Genomic DNA, 13,154 nt, shown 5'->3' with positions numbered 1-13,154 from the left:
ACCCAACCGGGTCGTGCACCATTGCGTACACGACCACCTGCACAACACTACGGCCGCGGCACCCCCGGAGGGCACCGCGGCCGATGGCAGCATGACGACTACTTGTCGCCGACCTTGCTCTTGAGCGCCTCCATGGCGCGCCCCGTGACCTCTTCCACCTTGCCGAGCGCCGAGATCGTCACGACCAGGCCCTGAGCGGCGTAGTAGTCGATGATCGGCTCGGTCTGCGTGTGGTAGACCTCGAGACGCGTACGGACGGTGTCCTCGGAGTCGTCGTCCCGCTGGTACAGCTCGCCGCCGCAGACGTCACAGACGCCTTCCTTCTTCGGCTGCTTGTACGTCACGTGGAAGACGTGCGAAGAGTCGTTGCGGCAGATGCGGCGGCCCGCGATGCGCTTGACCACCTCGTCCTCGGGGACCTCCAGGTCCAGCACCGCGTCCAGCTTCATGCCCTCGGCCTTGAGCATCTCGTCGAGCGCCTCGGCCTGCGAGACGTTACGAGGGAAGCCGTCCAGCAGGAAGCCGTTCGCGGCGTCGGGCTGCTCCATGCGGTCCTTGGCCATCCCGATGGTGACCTCGTCCGGCACCAGCTTGCCGGCGTCCATGTACGCCTTGGCCTGCTTGCCCAGCTCCGTGCCCTGACTGATGTTGGCGCGGAAGAGGTCGCCCGTGGAGATGTGCGGAATCCCCAGGTTCTTGGCAAGGAACGCAGCCTGCGTTCCCTTCCCGGCACCGGGCGGCCCGACGAGGACGATTCGCATCAGCGGAGGAACCCTTCGTAATTGCGCTGCTGAAGCTGGCTCTCGATCTGCTTCACGGTCTCAAGACCGACACCCACGATGATCAGGATGCTGGTACCACCGAACGGGAAGTTGCCGGTTGCCCCGAAACCCACCAACGCCATTGTCGGTACGAGAGCGATCAGACCCAGATACAGCGACCCCGGCCAGGTGATCCGGTTGAGTACGTAACTCAGGTACTCAGCGGTCGGCCGGCCAGCCCGGATGCCCGGGATGAAGCCACCATACTTCTTCATGTTGTCCGCGACTTCCTCGGGGTTGAACGAGATCGCCACGTAGAAGAACGCGAAGAAAACGATCAGGAGGAAGTAAGAGACCAGGTAGATGGGGTGATCGCCCTTGGTCAGGTTCTGCGTGACCCAGGTCTTCCAGCCGGAGTTGCCGTTGGAGAACTGGGCGATCAGAGCCGGGATGTAGAGCAGCGACGACGCGAAGATGACGGGAATCACACCCGCCTGATTGACCTTCAGCGGGATGTAAGTGGACGTACCGCCGTACGACCGGCGCCCGATCATGCGCTTCGCGTACTGGACCGGGATGCGCCGCTGGGCCTGCTCGACGAAGACGACCAGCGCGACCATGACCAGTCCGACCGCGATCACGGTGCCGAACTCGATCCAGCCGCCGGCCAGCGTGCCCTGCGTCTTGATCGCCCACAGCGCGGACGGGAAGGTCGCCGCGATCGAGATGAACATGAGGATCGACATACCGTTGCCGATGCCGCGGTCGGTGATGAGCTCGCCCAGCCACATGACGACACCCGTACCGGCGGTCATGGTGACGACCATCACGACGGTCTGGAAGATCGACTGGTCAGGAACGATCTGGTTGGCCACCTGGCAGCCGCTGAACAGGGCGCCGCTGCGGGCGGTCGCGACAAGGCCGGTGCCCTGCAGGATCGCCAGCGCCACTGTCAGATAACGGGTGTACTGCGTGATCTTCGCGGTGCCGGCCGAACCCTCCTTCTTGAGGGCTTCGAGGCGCGGGATCACCACCGTCAGCAGCTGCAGGATGATGCTCGCCGTGATGTACGGCATGATGCCGAGCGCGAAGATCGTGATCTGCAGCAGCGCACCACCACTGAACATGTTGACCAGCCCGAACAGACCCTGGTTGCCCTTGGCCACGTCGATGCAGGTCTGGACGTTCTTGTAGTCGACACCTGGGATCGGTACGTGGGTACCGACCCGGTAGACCACGATGATGCCGAGCGTGAAGAGCAGCTTCTTGCGCAGGTCGGGCGTCTTGAACGCCCGGGCGAACGCGGTGAGCACGGTGCCTCCTGCGACCCCCGCGCAACTGCGTCAGAGGTGACGGTCTTGAGGTTCGACGAATAGGTAGGTATCTCGGTCGACTGCCGCCCGATGGAACGCCGGACGAAAGTCGGCAGTGCAGGCCACCTTACCGGCGAGACTGCCCCCCTAGGAACGACCAACCGGGGATACCCCTTTTGTAGGGGCACCCCCGGTTGGGATCGCTCATGTCATCGAGACGCCTGAAAAGATCAGACGAGCTCGGTGACGGTACCGCCGGCGGCGGTGATCTTCTCCTTGGCGGAGCCGGAAACGGCGTCAACCGAAACCTGCAGCGCGACGGAGATCTCGCCCTGGCCGAGCACCTTGACGAGGCTGTTCTTGCGAACCGCACCCTTGGCGACGAGACCCTCGACGGTGACCTCGCCACCCTCCGGGTACAGCGCGGCCAGCTTGTCGAGGTTCACGACCTGGAACTCGGTCTTGAACGGGTTCTTGAAGCCCTTCAGCTTCGGGAGACGCATGTGGAGGGGCATCTGCCCGCCCTCGAAGCGCTCCGGAACCTGGTAGCGGGCCTTCGTGCCCTTGGTACCACGACCGGCCGTCTTACCCTTCGACGCCTCACCACGACCCACACGGGTCTTGGCGGTCTTGGCGCCCGGGGCGGGACGGAGGTTGTGGATCTTGAGCGGGTTGTTCTCCGCCATGATCAGTCGACCTCCTCAACCGTCACGAGGTGGCGGACGGTGTGCACCATTCCGCGGAACTCGGGGCGGTCCTCCTTGACGACCACGTCGTTCAGGCGCTTGAGCCCGAGCGAACGCAGGGTGTCGCGGTGGTTCTGCTTGCTGCCGATGTACGACTTCGTCTGCGTGATCCTGAGCTGAGCCATGATTACGCACCCGCTCCCGCACGCGCACGCAGCAGAGCGGCAGGGGCGACGTCCTCGAGGGGCAGACCACGGCGGGCCGCGATCTCCTCGGGACGCTGCAGACCCTTGAGGGCCGCCACGGTCGCGTGCACGATGTTGATCGCGTTGTCGGAGCCCAGGGACTTCGACAGGATGTCGTGAACGCCGGCGCACTCGAGCACGGCGCGCACGGGACCACCGGCGATAACGCCGGTACCCGGCGAAGCCGGCTTGAGCAGGACGACGCCCGCGGCCTTCTCACCCTGGATGGGGTGAGGGATGGTGCCCTGGATACGGGGGACCTTGAAGAAGTGCTTCTTGGCCTCCTCAACACCCTTGGCGATGGCGGCCGGCACCTCCTTGGCCTTGCCGTAACCGACACCCACGGTGCCGTCACCGTCGCCCACTACGACGAGCGCAGTGAAGCTGAAGCGACGACCACCCTTCACAACCTTGGCGACGCGGTTGATCGCGACAACGCGCTCAACGTACGCGGTCTTCTCGGCGGCAGCTGCGCCGCCGTCACGGCCCTTCCGGTCCCGCCGCTCGCCGCCACCGGCACCGCCACCGCGGCGCTGGGGTCCAGCCATTGGAATTACCTCTCTCTGTTTCCGCTAGCTACGGAACCGACTCAGAACTTGAGTCCGGCTTCGCGGGCGGCGTCCGCCAGGGCGGCAATGCGCCCGGCGTACTGGTTGCCACCACGGTCGAATACGACAGCCTCGACACCGGCGGCCTTGGCGCGCTCGGCGACCAGGGCGCCGACCGACTTGGCCTGTGCCGACTTGTCGGCCTCGCCACCGCGGATCGTCGTGTCCAGGGTCGACGCCGACGCGAGGGTGTGACCCTTAACGTCGTCGATGACCTGGGCCACGATGTGGCGGTTGGAGCGCGTCACGACCAGGCGCGGACGCTCAGCCGTACCCGAGATGTGCTTACGGATCCGGATGTGACGACGCTTGATGGCAGCACGCTTGTAAGCGTCGCCCTTAGCAATCTTGACACCGTATGCCATGGCTTACTTACCCGCCTTTCCGACCTTGCGGCGAATGACTTCGCCCTCGTACTTGACGCCCTTGGCCTTGTACGGGTCGGGCTTGCGCAGCTTGCGGATGTTGGCCGCAACCTCGCCGACCTTCTGCTTGTCGATGCCCTCGACCGAGAAACGGGTCGGAGCCTCCACCTTGAAGGTGATGCCCTCGGGGGCCTCGACGGTGATCGGGTGGCTGTAGCCGAGCGCGAACTCCAGGTTGGAGCCCTTCGCCTGGACGCGGTAACCGACACCGCTGATCTCGAGCTTCTTCACGTAACCCTGGGTCACGCCGGTGATCATGTTCGCCACCAGCGTGCGGGACAGGCCGTGCAGGGCCTTGTTCTGACGCTCGTCGTTGGGGCGGGTGACGTTCAGAACGCCATCCTCAGCCTTGACGACCTCGATCGGCGCGGCGACGGTGTGAGCGAGGGTGCCCTTGGGGCCCTTCACCTGGACCGTACGGCCTTCGATGGTGACGTCCACGCCGGCGGGAACCGTGATGGGGAGCTTGCCAATACGCGACATAGCTGTTTCCTCCGTTCCCTTCCGTTACCAGACGTAGGCGAGAACTTCTCCGCCTACGCCCTTCTTGCCGGCCTGCTTGTCGGTGAGGAGCCCGTGGGACGTGGAGATGATGGCCACGCCAAGGCCGCCGAGCACCTTCGGCAGGTTGGTGGACTTCGCGTACACCCGGAGACCGGGCTTGGAGATCCGCTTGATACCCGCGATGGAGCGCTCACGGTTCGGGCCGAACTTCAGCTCGAGGACGAGGTTCTTGCCGACCTCGGCGTCCTCGACCTTCCAGCCCGTGATGAAGCCCTCCTGCTGGAGGATCTCCGCGATGTGCGACTTGATCTTGCTGTGCGGCATACCCACGGTGTCGTGGTACGCCGAGTTCGCGTTACGCAGACGCGTAAGCATGTCTGCGATCGGATCAGTCATGGTCATGAATTGGCCTTCGGCCTCTCTCGCCGGGGTTTCCTGTATGCGCCATCCCTCTCCCCACTCAGTGGCGGGACGGGTGCGGTGCGGGGACCTACGGCGTAGTAAGTCGTACGGGCGTCAGGCGCCCAACCCTCCTAGCCTAAGCCATGGAGAGGTGGGCACCTGACCGAGCCCTTTGCTTACCGAGAGCCTCTGGAGTCCGGAATTACCGGAACTACCAGGAGCTCTTGGTCACGCCCGGCAGCTCGCCACGGTGAGCCATCTCACGAAGGCAGACGCGGCACAGGCCGAACTTGCGGTACACGGAGTGCGGACGACCGCAGCGCTGGCAGCGCGTGTAGCCACGCACACCGAACTTGGGCTTACGAGCAGCCTTGGCAATCAGAGCCTTCTTCGCCATCTCGCTTACGCCTCCTTGAAGGGGAAGCCGAGGTGACGGAGAAGGGCACGGCCCTCAGCGTCGTTGGTCGCCGTGGTCACCACGGTGATGTCCATACCCCGGACGCGGTCGATCTTGTCCTGGTCGATCTCGTGGAACATGACCTGCTCCGTGAGACCGAAGGTGTAGTTGCCACGGCCGTCGAACTGCTTGGGGGACAGGCCGCGGAAGTCGCGGATGCGCGGCAGCGCGAGCGACAGGGTGCGGTCCAGGAACTCCCACATGCGGTCGCCACGGAGCGTGACGTGGGCACCGATCGGCTGACCCTCACGCAGCTTGAACTGCGCGATGGACTTGCGGGCCTTGGTGATGGCCGGCTTCTGACCGGTGATCGTGGTCAGGTCACGGACGGCACCGTCCATGAGCTTGGAGTCACGGGCGGCGTCGCCGACACCCATGTTGACCACGATCTTGACGAGGCCGGGAACCTGCATGACGTTCTCGTAGGAGAACTCCTCACGCAGCTTGCCCGCGATCTCCTCGCGGTACTTCGTCTTGAGACGCGGAGTGGTGGTGGTAGCCATCAGATGTCCTCACCCGTCCGCTTGGCAACGCGGATCTTGTTGCCCTCGTCGTCGAAGCGGTAACCGACGCGCGTGACGACCTTGTTGCCGTCCTTCTCCACGACGAGCTGAACGTTGCTCACGTGAATGGGGGCTTCGGTGGTCACGATGCCGCCGGCCTGCGAACCGCTGGCGGTGGGGCCGGCCTTCGTGTGCTTCTTGACCCGGTTGACACCCTCGACCAGGACGCGCTCGTCGCGCGGGTAAGCGGCAATGACCTTGCCCTGCTTGCCCTTGTCCTTGCCGGTGATGACCTGAACCGTGTCACCCTTCTTGATCTTCATGCTTACAGCACCTCCGGCGCGAGCGAGATGATCTTCATGAACTTCTTCTCGCGCAGCTCACGGCCGACGGGGCCGAAGATACGGGTGCCGCGAGGGTCGCCGTCGTTCTTCAGAATGACGGCGGCGTTCTCGTCGAAGCGGATGTACGAGCCGTCCGGACGGCGGCGCTCCTTGACGGTGCGAACGATGACCGCCTTGACGACGTCACCCTTCTTCACGTTGCCACCGGGGATCGCGTCCTTGACGGTGGCGACGATGACGTCACCGATGCCCGCGTAGCGGCGACCGGAGCCACCGAGCACACGGATGCAAAGGATTTCCTTCGCCCCCGTGTTGTCGGCGACGCGCAGTCGCGACTCCTGCTGGATCACGTCTATCTCCTGATTGTCTGCCGGTTCCCGCGGGGATCCCCTTCGGGTCGCCCTGCGAGCCTGGCGGAACCGTCCTGCGGATAAGCCCCGCAGGAATTACTTGGCCTGTTGAGGGAGAAAACCTCCGCCGGGGGCCGGGCACCTGACGGTGCGGCAGGCCCCCGGCGGGGGGCAACGGGGGGACTGAGCCCCCCGTTTGATTACTTCGCCTTCTCGAGGATCTCCACGATGCGCCAGCGCTTCGTCGCGGACAGCGGACGCGTCTCCATGAGGAGGACGCGGTCGCCGACACCCGCGGCGTTCTGCTCGTCGTGGGCCTTCAGCTTGCTCGTACGGCGGATGACCTTGCCGTACAGGGCGTGCTTGACGCGGTCCTCGACGGCGACGACGACGGTCTTGTCCATCTTGTCGCTGACGACGAGACCCTCACGGGTCTTGCGGAATCCGCGCGCCTCGGTGTTCTCAGTCACGTTGCTCTCGCTCATCAGGCGCTCTCCACCGTTTCGATGCCCAGCTCGCGCTCACGCATCAGGGTGTAGATCCGCGCGATGTCCTTGCGGACGGCCTTGAGCCGACCGTGGTTCTCGAGCTGACCGGTCGCCGCCTGGAAGCGGAGGTTGAACAGCTCTTCCTTGGCTTCGCGAAGCTTCGCGAGAAGCTCCTCGTCACCCAGTTCGCGCAGCTCGGACGCCTTGGTACCGGCCGACATCACGCTTCACCTGCCTCGCGCTTGACGATCCGGCACTTCATCGGCAGCTTGTGGGCTGCGCGAGTGAGGGCCTCACGGGCGATCTTCTCGTTGGGGTAGGACAGTTCGAACATGACCCGGCCCGGGTGCACGTTCGCGATCCACCACTCCGGCGAACCCTTACCGGAACCCATGCGGGTCTCGGCAGGCTTCTTCGTGAGCGGGCGGTCCGGGTAGATGTTGATCCAGACCTTGCCGCCACGCTTGATGTGGCGGGTCATCGCGATACGGGCGGCCTCGATCTGGCGGTTCGTCACGTACGCCGGCGTGAGGGCCTGAATGCCGTACTCGCCGAACGAAACCTGCGTACCGCCCTTGGCCTGACCACGGCGCTTGGGGTGGTGCTGCTTGCGGTGCTTGACCCTACGGGGGATCAGCATGTCGGTCAGGCCTCCGTTCCGGTGCTCTCAGCCGGAGCGGCAGCCGCCGGAGCCTCGGCCTTGGGGGCCTCGGCAGCGGGAGCCTGCTGCGGCTTGCGGCCGCGGCCGCCACGCTCGCCACCACGGCCACCACGGCCGGCCGGGCGGTCGTTGCCGCCACCACGGGCCGGGCGGTTGCCGGCACGGGCGGCGGCGTTCTCGGCGCGGACCTCGGCGATGTTCTTGACGTCGCCCTTGTAGATCCAGACCTTCACACCGATACGGCCGAAGGTCGTCTTGGCCTCGAAGAATCCGTAGTCGACGTTCGCGCGGAGCGTGTGCAGGGGCACACGGCCCTCGCGGTAGAACTCCGAGCGGGACATCTCGGCGCCGCCGAGACGGCCACCACACTGGATCTTGATGCCCTTGGCGCCCGCCTTCATCGCCGACTGCATGCTCTTACGCATGGCGCGGCGGAAGGAGACGCGGGAGGACAGCTGCTCGGCAACGGCCTGAGCAACCAGCTGAGCGTCGGTCTCGGGGTTCTTGACCTCGAGGATGTTCAGCTGGACCTGCTTGCCCGTGAGCTTCTCGAGGTCGCCGCGGATGCGGTCGGCCTCGGCGCCACGGCGGCCGATGACGATGCCCGGACGCGCGGTGTGGATGTCCACCCGCACGCGGTCACGGGTGCGCTCGATCTCAACCTTCGAGATGCCGGCGCGCTCCATGCCGGACGTCATCATCCGACGGATGGCGACGTCTTCCTTGACGTAGTCCTTGTACAGCTTGTCGGCGTACCAACGGGACTTGAAGTCCGTGGTGATGCCGAGCCGGAACCCATGCGGGTTAACCTTCTGGCCCATTACCGGGTTCCTTCCTTGCTGCTGACGACCACGGTGATGTGGCTGGTCCGCTTGCGGATCCGGTAGGCACGGCCCTGGGCGCGCGGCCGGAACCGCTTCAGGGTCGGACCCTCGTCGACGTACGCCTCGGAGATGAAGAGGCTGTCGGCGTCGGTGTGGTCGTAGTTGTGCGCGGCGTTGGCAATGGCGCTGTCAAGCACCTTGCCGACCGGCACGCTCGCGGCCTGCGGGGCGAAACGCAGGACCGCCTGAGCCTCCGTGGCATCCATGCCACGGATAAGGTCCACCACGCGGCGGGCCTTCATGGGCGTAACGCGGATGTACCGCGCCTGGGCCCTGGCTTCCATGGTTGTCCTTCCAGTGTCTGTCATGGTCATTCCACCCCGCGTTAGCGGCGCTTCGACTTCCGGTCGTCCTTGACGTGACCCCGGAAGGTGCGCGTCGGCGAGAACTCGCCGAGCTTGTGGCCGACCATCGACTCGGTGACAAACACCGGAATGTGGGTCTTGCCGTTGTGCACCGCGATCGTGTGGCCGAGCATGGCCGGGATGATCATCGAGCGACGGGACCAGGTCTTGATGACGTTCTTGGTACCGGCTTCGTTCTGAGCGTCCACCTTCTTTACGAGGTGGCCGTCAACGAAGGGTCCCTTCTTGAGACTGCGCGGCATCTAAACCCGCTCCTAGCGCTTCTTGTTCGTCTTGCGGCGGCGGACGATGTACTTGTTCGAAGCCTTCTTCGGCGAACGAGTACGACCCTCCTTCTGACCCCACGGGGAGACCGGGTGGCGACCACCGGAGGTCTTGCCCTCACCACCACCGTGCGGGTGGTCAACCGGGTTCATCGCCACACCGCGGACGGTCGGGCGAACGCCCAGCCAGCGCTTACGGCCGGCCTTACCCCAGTTGATGTTGCTCTGCTCGGCGTTGCCGACCTCGCCGACCGTGGCGCGGCAGCGCTGGTCGACCAGGCGGATCTCACCGGAAGGCATACGAAGGTGGGCCATCGTGCCCTCCTTCGCGAGCAGCTGCACCGAGGCACCGGCGGAGCGGGCGAACTTGGCACCGCCACCGGGACGGATCTCGATCGCGTGGATCGTGGTACCGACCGGGATGTTGCGGAGGGCCAGGTTGTTGCCCGGCTTGATGTCGGCCCCGGGACCGTTCTCGACGCGGTCACCCTGCTGCAGGTTGCGCGGGGCGAGGATGTAGCGCTTCTCGCCGTCGGCGTAGTGCAGCAGCGCGATGCGCGCGGTGCGGTTGGGGTCGTACTCGATGTGCGCGACCTTCGCCGGCACGCCGTCCTTGTCGTGACGACGGAAGTCGATCACTCGGTAGGCGCGCTTGTGTCCGCCACCCTGGTGGCGAACGGTCACACGACCGGCGTTGTTACGGCCGCCCTTGCTGTGCAGCGGGCGGACCAGCGACTTCTCCGGCGTGGACCGCGTGACCTCGACGAAGTCGGCGACGGAGGAGCCACGGCGGCCCGGCGTCGTCGGCTTGTACTTGCGGATTCCCATTTCTCAGTCCTCGTCCGATATTCGGACCAGGGCGCTCCGTTAGGAGGCCTGGCCGAAGATGTCGATACGGTCGCCCTCAGCGAGGGTCACGATGGCGCGCTTGGTGTCCGCACGCTTACCGAAACCGCTCTTGGTGCGCTTGCGCTTACCCTGACGGTTGATCGTGTTGACGCCGGTGACCTTGACCGAGAAGACCGCCTGGACGGCCTGCTTGATCTGGGTCTTGTTGGCGCCCGGCGCGACGACGAAGGTGTACTTGCCCTCGTCGAGCAGCGCGTAGCTCTTCTCGGAGACGACCGGCTTGAGCAGCACGTCACGGGGGTCCGTGAAGCTCTTGCTCGTCGGCGTCTCGACGGTGTTCTTGCCCTCGGCCTCGTGGCGCTTCGCCTTGGCGACGCGCGCGACCTTCTTGGCCTTGGCGGCCTTCGAGGCAATGCTCGGGTGACGCGTAGCCATCAGGCTTCGCTCCCTTCGGTGTCAGCGGCCTGGGGGCCAGACACGAAGGACTCGAAAGCGGCCTGGGTGAAGACCACGTCGTCCGAGACGAGAACGTCGTACGTGTTCAGCTGGCCCGGCTCCAGGATGTGGACCTGGGGCAGGTTGCGCGCGGAAAGCAGCGCGGCCTCGTCGGAGCGCTCGATGACCAGGAGCACGTTCTTGCGCTCGCTGACCTTGCCGAGGAAGCTCTTCGCGGCCTTGGTGGAGGGGGTCTCGCCCTCGATCACGCCGGTGATGACGTGGATGCGAGCGTTGCGGGCCCGGTCGGTGAGGGCGTGGCGCAGGGCCGCGGCCTTCATCTTCTTCGGGGTCCGCTGCGAGTAGTCACGCGGCGTGGGGCCGTGGACGACGCCACCGCCGGCGAACTGCGGCGCACGGGTCGAACCCTGGCGCGCGCGGCCGGTGCCCTTCTGACGGTAAGGCTTCTTACCGCCACCGCGGACCTCGCCACGACGCTTGACCTTGTGCGTGCCCTGACGGGCGGCGGCCAGCTGCGCGACGACGACCTGGTGAAGCAGCGGAATGCTGATCTTCTCTACGTCGAAGATCTCGGCCGGGAGCTCAACGGTCCCGGCGGTGTCGCCGGAGGGCGACAGAATGTCAATGGTGCTCATAGTCCTCAGGCCCCCTTGGCCGCGGTGCGGACCAGGACGAGGCCGCCGTTCGGACCAGGAACCGCGCCCTTGATAAGGAGCAGGCCCTTCTCCGCGTCAACGGCGTGAACGGTCAGGTTCTGGGTGGTGACCCGCTCGTTGCCCATGCGACCCGCCATGCGGAGGCCCTTGAACACACGACCCGGGGTGGCGCAGCCGCCGATGGAGCCGGGGGAGCGGTGCTTGCGCTGGGTGCCGTGACCGGCGCCGAGGCCCTTGAAGTTGTGACGCTTCATGACACCGGCGAAGCCCTTGCCCTTGCTCTTGCCGGTGACGTCGACCTTCACGCCCGCCTCGAAGACCTCGGCGGAGATCTCCTGGCCGAGGGTGTACTCGGAGGCATCCGCGGTGCGGATCTCGACGAGGTGACGACGGGGGGTGACGTCGGCCTTGGCGAAGTGACCCTTGAGGGGCTTGTTCACCTTGCGCGGGTCGATCTCGCCGAAGGCGATCTGGACCGACTCGTAGCCGTCGATGTCGTTGGTACGCACCTGGGTGACGACGTTGGGGCCGGCCTTGACGACGGTGACCGGAACAACACGGTTGTTCTCGTCCCACACCTGCGTCATGCCGAGCTTCTCGCCCAGGATGCCCTTGATCTGCTTAGCCATTCTCAGATCACCGATCCCTAGAGCTTGATCTCGATGTCGACACCGGCCGGGAGGTCGAGTCGCATCAGAGAGTCAACGGTCTTGGGCGTCGGGTCGAGAATGTCGATCAGGCGCTTGTGCGTGCGCATCTCGAAGTGCTCGCGCGAGTCCTTGTACTTGTGCGGCGACTTGATGACGCAGTACACGTTCTTCTCAGTGGGCAGCGGCACCGGGCCCGCGACCGACGCACCAGTGCGGGTCACCGTCTCGACGATCTTCTTCGCCGAGCTGTCGATGACCTCGTGGTCGTAGGCCTTGAGCCGGATGCGGATCTTCTGTCCCGCCATGGCTACTCAGTAGTCCTTTGTCTCGTGAAAACGCTCTGGTGCCCGGGGGCAAGTGACCCGCTCTCCGACCCACGCGGTCGGGTGTGTCGCGCTCCTGCTGACAGGGATATCCACAGGGGATTTCCCTACCAAGGGACGCGGCTCAGCCCAAAAGACAACCGCAGGACCGGGGGCAGGCTGCATTCGATTTCCAAATGCATGACCACCGGGCGCCTGGTCTGCACCCCGCTGACACTTCCCGGAAGATTCCCGTACGTCCGCCCGAGCGCTGCCTCACGACAGATCGGGCGACGAGTACTGTGGGACTCGCTTCCAGTCCTCCCGGCGGGAGGCGCGCAGCATCGGCACTCGACCGAGCAACTCCGACAGTCTGCCATACGGGGTGGGGGGCTGGCCAATCGAGCCGAGGATCGTACCCCTAAGGTGACGCAGGTCAAACCCTGGGCGCGCGCACGTGCAGGCGGGAGCCGCTCTGACCGACCTCGGGGTGATCGGCCGGGACGCCTGGCGACGAGGAGTGGACGTCCGCGCACAGTACGTGACGGAGTGGGCTCCGGCTCATGCGCCGGCGGCGCAGGCCCACAGAACGACGAACACGGGTACGGCACAGACCAGGGGCCCGAGCAGGGCGAGCCGAGTCGTACGGGCCAGACGGCGAAAGCCCGGAGCGAAGTAGAGGCCGCCCAGTACGACAGCGGCCACTGCGACCTGCGTGACCGGTGTCCGCACGATCGGCCAGGGCGAACGCCATCCCTCCGAGTCCGCCGATTCCACAGCGCTCGCGAGGAAGAAGAAGCCGACCGCGACGGCCGTCAGCAGAGCCGCGCACCCCCAGAAGAACCGGGCGAGCCTGGCGAAGACGGGCCAGTCGGCGAGGTCGCGGGGCTTGACGACGCGTACGGGGCCTTGTGTGACGCTCATGGCGACAGCCTGCCGCCGGACGTGGGCGGGCGGCATGGGCGTTCGTACTCAACCGCTA

The 13,154-nt window shown here is 65.7% G+C and carries 24 protein-coding genes; all 24 read right to left on the bottom strand.

Annotated features, from left to right (window positions below; genetic code table 11):
• Positions 1-98: 98 nt before the first annotated feature.
• The gene (locus ACIQTP_RS25140) at positions 99-761 is read right to left on the bottom strand and encodes an adenylate kinase (protein ID WP_403403282.1); all 663 of its coding nucleotides are present in this window, start codon (positions 759-761) and stop codon (positions 99-101) included.
• Positions 761-2,074 carry a preprotein translocase subunit SecY gene (secY, locus tag ACIQTP_RS25135; protein ID WP_403403279.1) on the bottom strand — a complete coding sequence of 438 codons (1,314 nt, stop codon included), beginning with the start codon at positions 2,072-2,074 and terminating at the stop codon, positions 761-763. The genes ACIQTP_RS25140 and secY overlap by 1 nt, the downstream gene beginning before the upstream one ends.
• A gap of 230 nt (positions 2,075-2,304) precedes the next feature.
• Positions 2,305-2,760, bottom strand: a complete 456-nt coding sequence (rplO, locus tag ACIQTP_RS25130) for a 50S ribosomal protein L15 (protein WP_060901489.1) — start codon at positions 2,758-2,760, stop codon at positions 2,305-2,307.
• A 2-nt stretch (positions 2,761-2,762) separates the two neighbouring features.
• A complete protein-coding gene (gene rpmD, locus ACIQTP_RS25125; protein ID WP_060901490.1) occupies positions 2,763-2,945 on the bottom strand; it encodes a 50S ribosomal protein L30 in 183 nt (60 codons plus the stop codon).
• Positions 2,946-2,947: 2 nt separating this feature from the next.
• On the bottom strand, positions 2,948-3,553 hold the full coding sequence (rpsE, locus tag ACIQTP_RS25120; RefSeq protein ID WP_016645168.1) for a 30S ribosomal protein S5: 606 nt from the start codon (positions 3,551-3,553) through the stop codon (positions 2,948-2,950).
• Between the two features lie 41 nt (positions 3,554-3,594).
• Positions 3,595-3,978 (bottom strand): 50S ribosomal protein L18, encoded by a 384-nt coding sequence (gene rplR / locus ACIQTP_RS25115; RefSeq protein ID WP_060901491.1) that lies wholly within the window; start codon positions 3,976-3,978, stop codon positions 3,595-3,597.
• Between the two features lie 3 nt (positions 3,979-3,981).
• A complete protein-coding gene (gene rplF, locus ACIQTP_RS25110) occupies positions 3,982-4,521 on the bottom strand; it encodes a 50S ribosomal protein L6 (protein WP_060901492.1) in 540 nt (179 codons plus the stop codon).
• 24 nt (positions 4,522-4,545) lie between these two features.
• Positions 4,546-4,944 carry a 30S ribosomal protein S8 gene (gene rpsH / locus ACIQTP_RS25105; protein WP_010986352.1) on the bottom strand — a complete coding sequence of 133 codons (399 nt, stop codon included), beginning with the start codon at positions 4,942-4,944 and terminating at the stop codon, positions 4,546-4,548.
• A 211-nt stretch (positions 4,945-5,155) separates the two neighbouring features.
• Complete coding sequence (locus tag ACIQTP_RS25100) at positions 5,156-5,341, bottom strand: type Z 30S ribosomal protein S14 (RefSeq protein ID WP_003948630.1); 186 nt, start codon at positions 5,339-5,341, stop codon at positions 5,156-5,158.
• A gap of 5 nt (positions 5,342-5,346) precedes the next feature.
• On the bottom strand, positions 5,347-5,904 hold the full coding sequence (gene rplE, locus ACIQTP_RS25095) for a 50S ribosomal protein L5 (RefSeq protein ID WP_060901493.1): 558 nt from the start codon (positions 5,902-5,904) through the stop codon (positions 5,347-5,349).
• Positions 5,904-6,227, bottom strand: coding sequence for a 50S ribosomal protein L24 (gene rplX / locus ACIQTP_RS25090; protein WP_060901494.1), 324 nt, complete (start codon positions 6,225-6,227; stop codon positions 5,904-5,906). The genes rplE and rplX overlap by 1 nt, the downstream gene beginning before the upstream one ends.
• A gap of 2 nt (positions 6,228-6,229) precedes the next feature.
• Positions 6,230-6,598 (bottom strand): 50S ribosomal protein L14, encoded by a 369-nt coding sequence (rplN, locus tag ACIQTP_RS25085; protein ID WP_003998823.1) that lies wholly within the window; start codon positions 6,596-6,598, stop codon positions 6,230-6,232.
• Positions 6,599-6,798: 200 nt separating this feature from the next.
• On the bottom strand, positions 6,799-7,083 hold the full coding sequence (gene rpsQ / locus ACIQTP_RS25080) for a 30S ribosomal protein S17 (RefSeq protein ID WP_386592807.1): 285 nt from the start codon (positions 7,081-7,083) through the stop codon (positions 6,799-6,801).
• Positions 7,083-7,307: a 50S ribosomal protein L29 gene (rpmC, locus tag ACIQTP_RS25075; RefSeq protein WP_003998824.1), complete on the bottom strand. Its 225-nt coding sequence runs from the start codon at positions 7,305-7,307 to the stop codon at positions 7,083-7,085. The genes rpsQ and rpmC overlap by 1 nt, the downstream gene beginning before the upstream one ends.
• On the bottom strand, positions 7,307-7,726 hold the full coding sequence (gene rplP / locus ACIQTP_RS25070) for a 50S ribosomal protein L16 (protein ID WP_010986348.1): 420 nt from the start codon (positions 7,724-7,726) through the stop codon (positions 7,307-7,309). Before rplP ends, rpmC begins: the two co-directional genes overlap by 1 nt.
• Positions 7,727-7,731: 5 nt before the next feature.
• Positions 7,732-8,568, bottom strand: a complete 837-nt coding sequence (gene rpsC, locus ACIQTP_RS25065) for a 30S ribosomal protein S3 (RefSeq protein ID WP_143602621.1) — start codon at positions 8,566-8,568, stop codon at positions 7,732-7,734.
• Positions 8,568-8,915 (bottom strand): 50S ribosomal protein L22, encoded by a 348-nt coding sequence (rplV, locus tag ACIQTP_RS25060; RefSeq protein ID WP_003974262.1) that lies wholly within the window; start codon positions 8,913-8,915, stop codon positions 8,568-8,570. The genes rpsC and rplV overlap by 1 nt, the downstream gene beginning before the upstream one ends.
• Positions 8,916-8,956: 41 nt before the next feature.
• Positions 8,957-9,238, bottom strand: coding sequence for a 30S ribosomal protein S19 (rpsS, locus tag ACIQTP_RS25055; protein WP_015035577.1), 282 nt, complete (start codon positions 9,236-9,238; stop codon positions 8,957-8,959).
• A 12-nt stretch (positions 9,239-9,250) separates the two neighbouring features.
• The gene (rplB, locus tag ACIQTP_RS25050) at positions 9,251-10,087 is read right to left on the bottom strand and encodes a 50S ribosomal protein L2 (protein ID WP_030039757.1); all 837 of its coding nucleotides are present in this window, start codon (positions 10,085-10,087) and stop codon (positions 9,251-9,253) included.
• Positions 10,088-10,126: 39 nt separating this feature from the next.
• Entirely contained in the window at positions 10,127-10,543 is a 417-nt protein-coding gene (rplW, locus tag ACIQTP_RS25045) for a 50S ribosomal protein L23 (protein WP_402034679.1), read from the bottom strand.
• Positions 10,543-11,199, bottom strand: a complete 657-nt coding sequence (gene rplD, locus ACIQTP_RS25040) for a 50S ribosomal protein L4 (RefSeq protein WP_037747970.1) — start codon at positions 11,197-11,199, stop codon at positions 10,543-10,545. The genes rplW and rplD overlap by 1 nt, the downstream gene beginning before the upstream one ends.
• Positions 11,200-11,204: 5 nt before the next feature.
• Complete coding sequence (gene rplC / locus ACIQTP_RS25035; RefSeq protein WP_101400119.1) at positions 11,205-11,849, bottom strand: 50S ribosomal protein L3; 645 nt, start codon at positions 11,847-11,849, stop codon at positions 11,205-11,207.
• A gap of 17 nt (positions 11,850-11,866) precedes the next feature.
• A complete protein-coding gene (gene rpsJ, locus ACIQTP_RS25030) occupies positions 11,867-12,175 on the bottom strand; it encodes a 30S ribosomal protein S10 (RefSeq protein WP_003948644.1) in 309 nt (102 codons plus the stop codon).
• Between the two features lie 558 nt (positions 12,176-12,733).
• A complete protein-coding gene (locus ACIQTP_RS25025; RefSeq protein ID WP_403403268.1) occupies positions 12,734-13,096 on the bottom strand; it encodes a hypothetical protein in 363 nt (120 codons plus the stop codon).
• Positions 13,097-13,154 lie beyond the last annotated feature (58 nt).

The sequence above is a fragment of the Streptomyces sp. NPDC090798 genome, from assembly GCF_044768965.1.
In the GTDB taxonomy this organism is placed as follows: domain Bacteria; phylum Actinomycetota; class Actinomycetes; order Streptomycetales; family Streptomycetaceae; genus Streptomyces.
The sequence above is the reverse complement of the archived record's forward strand: the minus strand, read 5'-3'. Positions and strand labels throughout refer to the sequence as shown.

Coding starts and splice junctions, on each gene's coding strand:
- ACIQTP_RS25140 (WP_403403282.1), bottom strand. CDS start 761: ATGCGAATCGTCCTCGTCGGGCCGCCCGGTGCCGGGAAGGGAACGCAG.
- rplO (WP_060901489.1), bottom strand. CDS start 2,760: ATGGCGGAGAACAACCCGCTCAAGATCCACAACCTCCGTCCCGCCCCG.
- rpmD (WP_060901490.1), bottom strand. CDS start 2,945: ATGGCTCAGCTCAGGATCACGCAGACGAAGTCGTACATCGGCAGCAAG.
- rpsE (WP_016645168.1), bottom strand. CDS start 3,553: ATGGCTGGACCCCAGCGCCGCGGTGGCGGTGCCGGTGGCGGCGAGCGG.
- rplR (WP_060901491.1), bottom strand. CDS start 3,978: ATGGCATACGGTGTCAAGATTGCTAAGGGCGACGCTTACAAGCGTGCT.
- rplF (WP_060901492.1), bottom strand. CDS start 4,521: ATGTCGCGTATTGGCAAGCTCCCCATCACGGTTCCCGCCGGCGTGGAC.
- rpsH (WP_010986352.1), bottom strand. CDS start 4,944: ATGACCATGACTGATCCGATCGCAGACATGCTTACGCGTCTGCGTAAC.
- ACIQTP_RS25100 (WP_003948630.1), bottom strand. CDS start 5,341: ATGGCGAAGAAGGCTCTGATTGCCAAGGCTGCTCGTAAGCCCAAGTTC.
- rplE (WP_060901493.1), bottom strand. CDS start 5,904: ATGGCTACCACCACCACTCCGCGTCTCAAGACGAAGTACCGCGAGGAG.
- rplX (WP_060901494.1), bottom strand. CDS start 6,227: ATGAAGATCAAGAAGGGTGACACGGTTCAGGTCATCACCGGCAAGGAC.
- rpsQ (WP_386592807.1), bottom strand. CDS start 7,083: ATGAGCGAGAGCAACGTGACTGAGAACACCGAGGCGCGCGGATTCCGC.
- rpmC (WP_003998824.1), bottom strand. CDS start 7,307: ATGTCGGCCGGTACCAAGGCGTCCGAGCTGCGCGAACTGGGTGACGAG.
- rplP (WP_010986348.1), bottom strand. CDS start 7,726: ATGCTGATCCCCCGTAGGGTCAAGCACCGCAAGCAGCACCACCCCAAG.
- rpsC (WP_143602621.1), bottom strand. CDS start 8,568: ATGGGCCAGAAGGTTAACCCGCATGGGTTCCGGCTCGGCATCACCACG.
- rplV (WP_003974262.1), bottom strand. CDS start 8,915: ATGGAAGCCAGGGCCCAGGCGCGGTACATCCGCGTTACGCCCATGAAG.
- rpsS (WP_015035577.1), bottom strand. CDS start 9,238: ATGCCGCGCAGTCTCAAGAAGGGACCCTTCGTTGACGGCCACCTCGTA.
- rplB (WP_030039757.1), bottom strand. CDS start 10,087: ATGGGAATCCGCAAGTACAAGCCGACGACGCCGGGCCGCCGTGGCTCC.
- rplW (WP_402034679.1), bottom strand. CDS start 10,543: ATGGCTACGCGTCACCCGAGCATTGCCTCGAAGGCCGCCAAGGCCAAG.
- rplD (WP_037747970.1), bottom strand. CDS start 11,199: ATGAGCACCATTGACATTCTGTCGCCCTCCGGCGACACCGCCGGGACC.
- rplC (WP_101400119.1), bottom strand. CDS start 11,849: ATGGCTAAGCAGATCAAGGGCATCCTGGGCGAGAAGCTCGGCATGACG.
- rpsJ (WP_003948644.1), bottom strand. CDS start 12,175: ATGGCGGGACAGAAGATCCGCATCCGGCTCAAGGCCTACGACCACGAG.
- ACIQTP_RS25025 (WP_403403268.1), bottom strand. CDS start 13,096: ATGAGCGTCACACAAGGCCCCGTACGCGTCGTCAAGCCCCGCGACCTC.